Here is a 10,268-nt window from a genome sequence, read left to right as displayed (position 1 = left end):
TCCTCAATACGCTGGAGCGATCGCAGCCCGGCCCCTTGGTTTCGCGCACGTACTATTGCCAAACATCTCTAATTAAGTGCCTGCCCATAGACGGTTTGGTCATCATAATTACGCGCGGATTTCCCAACCATTTGTTTGCACCGTCTATCGGCAGACGGCCCATTTGTCGCAACGAATACTGTCTGCGCCGGGCAGTTCGCGGAGATAGTTCCGGCTCCAGCGCCGCCCTCCTACGACGACGTTTTCCAGGCGCGACAAATCGACATCCACGGCAACCGACGGCTTGTTTTCGCGCCCAACCTTTATGTTTGCCAGCTGCAGATCGCGAACCGACGCCTGAGGCAGGCCGCGCACGATCAGAACCCGTTCGGTCGATCCGACCATGCAATCCCGCGCCGAAACATGGGAAACCTGCGGCAAATGGCCGCCGCCTTCGCCTTCTTCATAGAGCATCCAGATCTGGATGAAGGCCTTGTCTACCGCTCCGGCCTGGATACGGCGCAGGTGGATATTCTCGATGAGGCCGCCGCGATAGCTGTTCGACTTGATAATGAGCGCCCGCGTCAGGTTCGGGCTGTCCATGCGGCAGTCGTGGACGAAGACGTTTCGCACGCCGCCGGTCAATTCGCTGCCGATGGCGACGCCGGCGTGGCCGTCCTTCATCAGGCAACGGCGGACGACGATATTCTCGCAAGGCCTGGCCAGACGCCGCCCGTCGGCATTACGGGCGGCCTTGATGGCGATGCAATCGTCACCCGTATCGAAAGTGCAGTTTTCGATCAGCACGCCGTTGCAGGATTCGGGGTCGATCCCGTCATTGTTCGGCCCGTGGCTTGAACAGGCGACGCTGCGAAAGGTGACGTTGTCGCAATCAACCGGATGAACCTGCCAGAAGGGCGCAGCTTCCACGGTTATACCGTCCATCAGCACGCGCCGACAGCGATAGGGCTGAAAAAAGGATGGACGCAGCCGGCTACCTTCACCGAACACCCGCTGGGCGACTGGAACACCCCGTTCGGCCATATCGAACAGGCGAGCGCGATCGGCGGCCTGCCGTTCCTTTTCCGGGGTGTCGCTGTAGCGATCGGCCCAGGGGCCCTTCCACGGCCACCATGTTCGATCGTCAGCCGATCCATCGATAATACCGCCTCCGGTAAGGGCAATGTCCTCTTCCTCGAAGGCGTAGATGAGCGGGTGGTAACCCATCAGTTCCACGCCTTCCCAACGGGTATGGACCGGCGGCAGGTAGCGGGCAGGTTCGGGAATGAATTTGAGGCGCGCGCCTTTGGGAATGTGCAATTCCATGCGTGAACGCAGCCGCACGGGACCTGACAGCGTCACGCCGCCTGGCAACAGGATGCGTCCTCCGCCTGCCTCGGCGCAGGCGGCGATTGCGCGAGCGATAGCGGCGCTGTCGTCCGTTCGGCCGTCAGATACTGCCCCGAAAGCGGCAATCGGGAAGTCGCGCAGCGGGATGCGCGGCGGTTGGATCCCGTTTGCGATGGCACCGGCTGCCGCTTCGAATTCATCCTCTAGCCCTGTCGCCCAGGCAGGACGGACGAAAGCCGCGCAGGCAAGCATACCGGCCATAAGCTGGCGGCGCGAGTGCTCGAGCACACCCGTCACTTCGTCGACCGCAGATCGACGGCACCTGCCTTCAACCCCTCAGCCGTGGCGGTGACGGTGAAGCGCCCATCGCCTGCACCTCTGACCAGACCCACCGCAACGCCGTCCTGCGCCACGCGGTCGGCTGACGAGAACGGCGTATGATCTATCGATGAGCCATTGTCGGTCGCGATCAACTGCCCCGCGCCCTTGACGGCGAAGTGCAGGCGGGAGTTGGCCGAAGGCACGGTGACGCCGTTCGCATCGACTACCCTCGCGCGGACATATACCATGTCGTCGAAAGTGGAGCCGACCGTCGGCAGGTCCGCCTGCAGATCGATCCGCACCGGTTTTCCCGCCGTTCGCAGCCGGTCGGAAACAGCCTCTCTGCCGGGATCGCGGCAGGTAGCCCGCACTTCGCCGGGCGCGTATCGCACTGTCCAGCGCCGCGGCGAGGCATCCGCATTGATCGGCAGCGTGCCGAGCGAATGCCCGTTGAGGAATGCCTCGACCTGCCGGCAATTACTGTAGACCTCGATCGTCTCGTCATGCTGGCTGCGATCCTGCGGAGTCCAGTCATCGAACAAGGCGACCTCGGGTTTGGGAGTGGCCACCGCGATCATGGTCGGCAGGACAGGCTGATTTGGCCCTCCGGCTCCATCGGTCGGCGGCCCGGCGGCCGCCGGATCGGCATTCCGCACGAGATGCAGCACCGGCCGATCCGACCACCAGCTTTCCCGCTCCATGCCGCTGATCTTCTGACGACCGGTGCGATCCAGCAGCCCTGCCGGGTTCTGGATATTCGGCCAGCCGGACCGATTGGCTTCGCCGAGATAATCCACGCCGGTCCACAGGAACATGCCCGAAAAGGGCGCATAGTCCCGCACCGGCACCCAGTTGCTGCGGTTATGCGCGTTTTCGGTGCCGACGATGCTGCGCTTCGGGTTTTGCCTGCTCGCGGCGATCAACTCGTTCTCGCGGTAATTCTGTCCGACCACGTCGAGCATGTCCGCCAGACCGTTTTCATAATCCTTGGTGACGTTGGGGCGGAACAGCGCCATCGTCACCGGCCGCGAAGGATCGGCGGCATGAACGATATCGAGGATGCTGCGCAGAGCGGCCTTCGCCTGCACCGGATAGGCGGTGTCGTGGATCTCGTTGCCGGCACTCCACAGGACAATGCTGGGATGATTGCGATCCCGGCGCACCATGTCCAGCGCATCGCGCTTGTGCCAGTCGCCGAAGAAGAGGTGATAGTCCTCCGGCGTCTTGGCGACATTCCACTGGTCGAACAGCTCATCCATCACGAGCAGTCCCAGCTCGTCCGCCAGATCGAGAAATTCCGGACTGGGGACATTGTGGGCAGTGCGGATCGCGTTCACGCCCTGCGCCTTGAGGGTGGTCAGACGCTGGCGCCAGACCGCAAGCGGCACCGCCGCCCCCACCGCGCCGCCGTCATGATGCAGCGCCACGCCCTTGAGCTTGAAGTTGCGGCCGTTCAGCCAGAAACCCGTTGCCGGATCGAACCGGGCTTCACGTATGCCGAAGCGGACATCTTCATTGTCCAGCAATGTGCCGTCTGCGGCCAGCACGCGGATGGCGGCGCGGTAGAGCGCGGGATCGTTTATGTCCCAGCGGCGCGGGCGTGGCAGCGCGATCTCGGCAGGCAGGGCCCTGCTGCGGCCGGAGGCGATGTCGCTGGTCGCCGTCACCGTTCGGGCGACTTCACGCCCATCGGGATCGATCAGCAGAAGCTCGACTTTCGCCGCGACCGCGGCGCCAGTGTCATTCTGCACCTCCGCAGTGACCGAAATCGTCGCTTGCCCATCGCTGATCGCTGTCGCACGCACATAGGCGCCGCCCTGCGTGACATGGACATCGTCGGTCTCGATCAGGCGGACATGACGATAGATGCCCGATCCGGTGTACCAGCGCGACGAGGGTGCGGCGGAGGTGTCGGACCGCACGGCGATCACATTGCGGCCATCTGTCCGCAGATGGCGCGTCAGTTCGTAGCGCTGGCTGACATAGCCCATCGGACGATAGCCGACGTGATGGCCGTTCACCCAGACGCCGCTTCGCTCCATGATGCCGTCGAACTCTATGAAATAGCGCCGCCCGGGCTGTGGCTTCAGATCGAGTGTCTTGCGATACCAGGCGACTCCGCTGGGCAGAAAGCCGTTCTCTCCAGCGGCTTTTGCATCGGGGTCGAACGGGCCGGCAATGGCCCAGTCATGCGGAACGGTAACGGCCCGCCAGGATGCATCATCCAGCGTGGACGTTTCGGCACCCTCCGGGTCAGCCTGAATGAAGCGCCAGTCATCTTGCAGCGGCGTAATCATCCGGGGCGTGGCCTCGGCCACGCCAATCAACACGGGTGTCGTCGCCAAGGTCCAAAATACGGCTTCTCTAGCGCGTCTACGCACTCGGGTTTCCTGTCCTGTTCCTCATCCCATCAGGAAGACTATCATGCATCCCTCTATTTACAACTCTGTTTCATCATACGGATATATCGTGCGATGAACCGCCTCAAGCGATGCAAGCGTTACGTTGACCGGGAGCGGCGGCACCTAGCGTCATAGATTTCACGAAAATCGTGATCAAACCGCTCGGGTGTGAGCTGTGCTTTTCGCAGACGTAATCGGTCGATAAACTACACGTAATCCCTGAGATCTCAGACCACGTTATCAATCGTTCCTGGATATTCTGCGTTCGCCCGCGAAACTGATCCGGTCGTTTTCATCGCGGCTATCCGTCACGAAGATTCGGTATGTTCCATCGGGAAAGACGCGGACCACCACATGCCCCTCGGTGCTCTTTACGTCGCGCAAAAAGCGGTTGTTGACGGCCTGGCTTGCGGGATCGAGCCGGGTGATGAAGACGTCCCGCTGCTTCCGGCCGCGCCAGGCATTCAGCATGCGCTGCAGGGGCGCGGGGTCCGGGTGCGTGGCATGCCAGGCCTGGACGACATAGGCATCGGCGTCGAGCGCCTCGACCAGGCCCTTCGCATTCGCATCGAAATAGCCATGGTGGTCAGCAGAGGCGACGTCGACCTTGCCTGCGGCGCGGGTGATGGGCGTCTCGACATCGAGCCACGGCACCGCACCGTCGTGGCTGTCCGCCGTCAGGTCGCCCCCGGTGAAGTAGCGGAAACCGCCGTAAGACAGCACCATCGCGATCGACAGCAGGTTTTCCTCCGGTCGGGCTTCCGCCGTCCATTCGGAAGGGTCGGGGAAGAGCGCGCGCGATTGCTCGCCCGTTCCGGTCCAGACGCGCCCGTTGCCGCCGACGAAGCGCGCCGAGAAGGCCGCGGCATCCCGGCGCGGCGTCAGCTGGCCGAGCGATCCGACCTTCACCTGCTCTACCCGTCGACCGCCGCGCCTGCGGGCGTCGAGCCAGGCGCGGTGATTGGCCGCAAACGGCGCGTCGATCAGCGGCAGCGGCGCATAGTTCGGGAAGCCGCGGTCGATCACGAGGTCGGCAGGCATCAACGAATCGACTTGCGCGAGCCCTGTCAGCACATATCCGTCGCGGGTCCGTGCATCGCCCTCGAGCGGCGATCCGACGTGGTCGGGATGAACGTGAGTGGCAATGATGTAGTCGAGGGTGGTTCGCTTCGCCGCGCGGGCATGGCGCAGGGCATAGCGGGCCACCCACTCGCCTGCTTGCCTGCTCGCGTCCGGGCGCATGGGCGTCGATGCCGGTGGGCCGCCCCGCGTCGCGCCGCAATCGATCAGGATGGTGGTGCCGTCCGGCGCGAGGATGAAGGTCGCATTGCCGACGCCGGTGTCGATGTGATGGATGTCGAGCAGGCCGGGAGCCCAGGGCGGAAGCGTTGCCGCCTCCGCCCGCGCCCTGCCCGTCGTCGCCAGCCACATGGCCGGGCCGAGCACAAGCGTACCGCCCAGCGCGAGCCCTTCGAGCAGCGCGTCGCGGCGGCCCAGTTTCATGGTCAGAACTTCCCGTTCACCGTGACGCCGATGGTGCGCGGCTCACCGAGGTACTCGGCCCGGACGGTCTGCGTCGAGGGGATCAGCAGGTAGTCCTTCTTCAGCAGGTTCCGCGCGAATACCGCGATCCTGTAGCGATCATCCCTGCTGGCGATGCCGATCTGCCCGTTCACGAGGTCGTAGCTTTTTACGTAGAGCCCCGGATCCTTCGCCGCACCGGTGTAGTACCCGCCCGTATAGGAATAGACCGCGTTACCGATGACGCGAACGGCGCCGACCGGGATGTCGATACTGCCGTTGACGGCGAACTTGTCCTGCGGGGCCGAACCGAGGCGGTTTCCGGTGTAGTTGACGCCGCCGGGAATGACGAACTCGTCGTAGTGCGCATCGAGGTAGGAGTAGTTCGCTCCCAGCGACAGCCAATCGGTGGGGCGGGCCTGCACTTCGGCTTCGATGCCGCGCATCGTAGCCCGGCCCGCGTTGTAGATGTTGAAGCGTGCCGGATTGAACGAGAGGTCGGCGTACTGCTCCTGCTTGTCCTTGTACTTCATGTTGAAGGCGCTGACGTTGACGCGCAGGCGCCTGTCGAGCCAGTCGCTCTTGAAGCCGATCTCGTAGTTGTCGACCGTCTCGGGATCGTAGCCCGCCTGGAAGATCGCCAGCGTGTTCGCCTCGGTGTTGAAGCTGCCCGCCGTATAGCCCCGCGAATAGCTGCCATATATCATGAGCGTGTCGAGCGGCGTCACTTCGACCACGGCGCGCGGGGTAAAGCGGCTCCACGAAGCGGACTGGCCGCTTGCGGTGAAGCCTGCCGCCGGGTTGATGAGGTTGGTGCGCGTGAGATCCGCCTCCTTGCGGTCCCAGGTGTAGCGTCCGCCTACCTTCACCGCGAGCCATTGGGCGGGGCGCAGCGTGCCGTCCGCGAAAACGGCGAACGTTCGCGACTGGATCGCCGCATAGGTCAGCTGGTTGCCGGTAACGCGGCCGGTGATGGCCGCAAGGTTGCGCGATTGCAGCAGGCGCGTCGCGTCCTCGTTCGCGAAGTAGGCCCCTACGACGAAGTCGCCGATGTCCCAGCGCTGCGAGGCGAAGCGCAGTTCCTGCGAGAAGGTCGTGACCCGGTCCGCGTCGTCGGTGACGGCCTGGGTCTGCGATCCGGTCAGGAACCGATAGTTGGCGCCCACGCCCGAATAGACGTCACTGGTGTTCGAGCGGCGCCATGCGGTGATGCTCGTCAGTTCGCCCGCGCCGGTATCCCAGAACAGACGGCCAGAAACGCCGCCCTGCTTGCGCGTGAAGCCCTGCAGGAAGCCGGTTTCCGAAGTGCGGCGATCGCCATCGTCGCCCGCACCGATAGAGGACAGCGTGCGCCCGTTGGTCCTATCGACCGCATAGTCTCCGCCGACCAGCAGTTCGAGGCTGTCTGTCAGCGCCGTGCGGACCTGCCCGCGCAGGTTGACGCTGTCCTGATCGTCCAGCTCCTGACCGGTCAGCCGGTCACGGCCATAGCCGTCGTGACGCCGCACCGAACCCGCGATCCGCACGGCGGTCTGCGGGGCGACGACGAGGTCGGCCAGCGCATCGGCATTGACCGTGTTGTAGCTTCCGCCCGAAAACTGGAGGTCCAGTCTGGACGCGTCGTAGTCCGGGCGGCCGCTGTCGATGATGATGACGCCGCCGGTCACGTTGCGACCGAACAGCGTGCCCTGCGGTCCACGCAGCACCTGGATGGAATCGAGGCCGAACAGCTCGAATGCCGCCGCGCTGTTGCGGGCGATGAACACATCGTCGACCAGCACGCCGACGGGCTTGTTCGCGCCGATCTGGTTGAAGGTGTTGGTCGCGCCGCGAATGGCGATTATCGGGCTGGAAACGCTGAAGCTCGATACCAGCAACCCCGGCGTCAGGCGCGATACGTCGCGCAGGTTCTGCAGGCGAAAGTCGCGGATGGTCTCCTGCCCGAAGGCAGTGAGCGAAATGGGGACGCTCTGCTGGCTTTCCTGGCGGCGCTGCGCGGTCACCACGATGTCCGAATTCACCCCGGCCAGCGATGGTGCGTCGTCTTCAAGCGATGCGGTGCCCGGACTGGCAACCACCACATAGGTGCCCGAACCCGTCGCGCGGGCGACGAGGCCGGTGCCCGCCAGCATGCGCTCGAGCGCATGCTCCACCGAGAGCGAACCCGAGACGGGACTGCTCCTGCGGCCCTTGGCCACGCTGCCGGTCACCACGATCTGGATCTTCGCCTGCCGCGCAAGCTGGCGCACGGCGCCGGTCACATCCTGCGCGGGAACATCGAAGGCGCGCGTCTGCGCCAATGCAGGCGAAGCCAGCACGACAAGAGAGGCGGCCGCACCAAAGGCCATCCGGCGAAAACTGCTATGCATGAGTACCCCGAGTTGATCGAAACGCTGGTTCCGCTCACACGACGCCCCGGCCGAACCTTTCCGTATTTTCGCGTGCTATTTTTTTCCGGCGGCGATGACGATGACGCCATCCTCGCTGCGCACCTCGGCATTCAGGCCAAGCGCGACGGTGCGGGCAAAGCTCGCCGGATCGTCCATCCGGAACGAGCCGTAGAGGCTTTCACGCCCCAGCGCGGCATCGTCCACCCGAAGCTGGACGCGGCTGTGGCGGTTGAACTGGGCGACGGCGCTGTCCAGCGTCTCGCCGTTGAGGTCGAGTTGCCCGTTTCGCCACGCGAGGTAGCGGTCCATGTCCGCGGCGGCCACGCGGACGACCGGCGATGCTGCCCCCGGCCCCGACGAAGGGCCTTGTGCGAAGCTGGCCCGCTGACCGGCGACAAGGCTGACCCGCCCTTGAGGCCCGTCGACGCGAACTTCCCCTTCCGTCACGAGAACATCGACCGCGCCGCTTCCCTCGTCCCGCGTGATCTGGAAGGCGGTGCCGATGTCGGTGACGGTAACATTGCCGAGGATCACGCGGAACGGCCGCTTCGCTTCGTGCGCGGCGCGAAACAGCACCCGGCCCGCAAGCATGTGGACATCGCGGTTGGCACCATCGAAATCGAGGTCAATCCGGCTTCTCGCGTCGATCGAGACCGACGACCCGTCGCCAAGGGCAAGCGAGCGAACTTCGCCGACCTGCGTCTCGTAGCTTTCCGGGCGCGGGGTCAGCAGCAGGAACGCCGCCAGCGATGCCGCCAGCACGGTCAGCCCGCCTCCCAGCACTGCGCGGCGCGGCCAGCATGGGGGCGGTGCGGCTGCGCTCTCCTCGGCCTGCGACAGCGCTGTGTCGTCGACAGGGGCGAAAGCGGCCAGCAGCGCCTGCGCGCGCAGCAACGCGCCCGCGTGCCGGGGGTCCTGCACGAACCATTCGTCCAGCCCCGGATGATCGTGATCGGGCGCGGCATCGAGCTTTGCCGCCCAGGCCGCCGCCTCGGCTTCGATATCAACCAATTTTCCGCCGCTGCTCGCCAAGTTCCCGGATGTCCTGTTCTTCGTCCGCTCCCCTCAAACCCCTCTGCAGGATTCGAAGCGCCTTTTGAATGTCATTCTCTACGATATGCTCGCTCACCCCCAGACGGGCAGCAATCTCGCGCTGTGTCAAACCCTCGATCCGTTTGAGCGTGAAGATCGTGCGGCATCTGTCGGGCAATGTCTGCAGCAGCGCCTCGACCATTTCCAGCTGCTGCCGAGCGATAACCGTAGCTTCGACACTGACTGCATCATCCCCGACGGCTTCGGGCGCGATTTCCGTAAAGTCCTCGATCCGGATGACGCGGGCCCGCCGAAGATTGTCCCGCCAGGCGTTCTTGACGATCTGCATGAAATAGCCGCCCGGCCGGTCGATATGATCCACCGCGCTGAGCGCCGCGAATCGGCAGTAGGCGTCCTGGACGAGATCGTCGATGTCGCTGTCGGAAATGCCGAGCCGACGCAGGGACGCCCTGACCTTCGGCTCCTGCGGGACGATGTGGAGCGAAACCCATCGAACGATATGCTGGCGGCAAACTGACATGCTCGACGATTCTCCAGCTCGCCCAGATCTATCGCGCATGGGTCATTATGATGACAGCTCTATCCCATCTAGCGTCTATGAATAACTGGTTGTAGGCACCTGCCCGGGTTGCATCGACCGGCAAGAACGGGACGGATATTGCCAAAAATTCTCAGTAATATGAACCCTGCCAGTATCCGGTTTCTTGCCTCTAGCGCTCCGACGCCGACAGTCGCAAAGGTCCCAGACTCAGTCATCCAAGTTTGCGTGCGAGACGACCCACGGCCCCGGCTTCGGCAGCCAAATTACGATTGCGGGCAAGCGGCATGCGCGGGCTTTCCCAGCGCAGCGCATCCATGATCCCGGCGAGGTGCTCGCCGCTGGCGAACAGGTCTGGTTGAGCCCCACCCGCGTCGAATGCTCGCTCACCTGGCCGAGCAGCCTCGCCAGATCGTCGCGGGTCAGATCGGGCAAGGCACCTGCCCCACCGTGCATTCGGAGCGTGCCGGCACCGCCGGCTTGAGCAGCGTCTTGCGCAGATCCCAGCCCTCGCGACCCGAAATCGTCGCCAGCTTGCGCCCCGGTTGCCGCGCGCGCGCCTTGTAGCGCCGCACGATCACCCCGCCGGAACAATGGTCATTAATTTCGGCCGCCGCGGATGGTCAAAAATATTTGATATGTTGGGGAGGTGTTCGCCGGTTAGCGGTGCGAGCGCCCCACGTAGACGGCGCTGATTGCTGAGCCAATGACCCT

General features: G+C 64.3%; 6 protein-coding genes and 1 pseudogene. All 7 read right to left on the bottom strand.

The features are described 5' to 3' along the window. Window positions 1-144: 144 nt before the first annotated feature. Window positions 145-1,626: a glycoside hydrolase family 28 protein gene (locus RT424_RS22880; RefSeq protein WP_313442941.1), complete on the bottom strand. Its 1,482-nt coding sequence runs from the start codon at window positions 1,624-1,626 to the stop codon at window positions 145-147. Next, window positions 1,623-3,995, bottom strand: coding sequence for a glycoside hydrolase family 2 TIM barrel-domain containing protein (locus RT424_RS22875; protein ID WP_313442939.1), 2,373 nt, complete (start codon window positions 3,993-3,995; stop codon window positions 1,623-1,625). The genes RT424_RS22880 and RT424_RS22875 overlap by 4 nt, the downstream gene beginning before the upstream one ends. Window positions 3,996-4,292: 297 nt before the next feature. After that, complete coding sequence (locus RT424_RS22870; protein ID WP_313442937.1) at window positions 4,293-5,555, bottom strand: MBL fold metallo-hydrolase; 1,263 nt, start codon at window positions 5,553-5,555, stop codon at window positions 4,293-4,295. Window positions 5,556-5,557: 2 nt separating this feature from the next. Continuing rightward, window positions 5,558-7,921 carry a TonB-dependent receptor gene (locus RT424_RS22865; protein WP_313442935.1) on the bottom strand — a complete coding sequence of 788 codons (2,364 nt, stop codon included), beginning with the start codon at window positions 7,919-7,921 and terminating at the stop codon, window positions 5,558-5,560. A gap of 96 nt (window positions 7,922-8,017) precedes the next feature. Continuing rightward, entirely contained in the window at window positions 8,018-8,974 is a 957-nt protein-coding gene (locus tag RT424_RS22860; protein ID WP_313442933.1) for a FecR domain-containing protein, read from the bottom strand. Next, the gene (locus RT424_RS22855; protein ID WP_313442931.1) at window positions 8,967-9,536 is read right to left on the bottom strand and encodes a sigma-70 family RNA polymerase sigma factor; all 570 of its coding nucleotides are present in this window, start codon (window positions 9,534-9,536) and stop codon (window positions 8,967-8,969) included. Before RT424_RS22855 ends, RT424_RS22860 begins: the two co-directional genes overlap by 8 nt. A 232-nt stretch (window positions 9,537-9,768) precedes the next feature. Continuing rightward, window positions 9,769-10,151: pseudogene (locus RT424_RS22850) on the bottom strand (integrase); the annotation flags it as partial. Between the last annotated feature and the right edge of the window lie 117 nt (window positions 10,152-10,268).

Origin of the sequence: Novosphingobium sp. (assembly GCF_032093395.1) — a bacterium.
GTDB lineage: Bacteria > Pseudomonadota > Alphaproteobacteria > Sphingomonadales > Sphingomonadaceae > Novosphingobium.
This window is presented reverse-complemented; position numbering and strand designations above follow the sequence as displayed.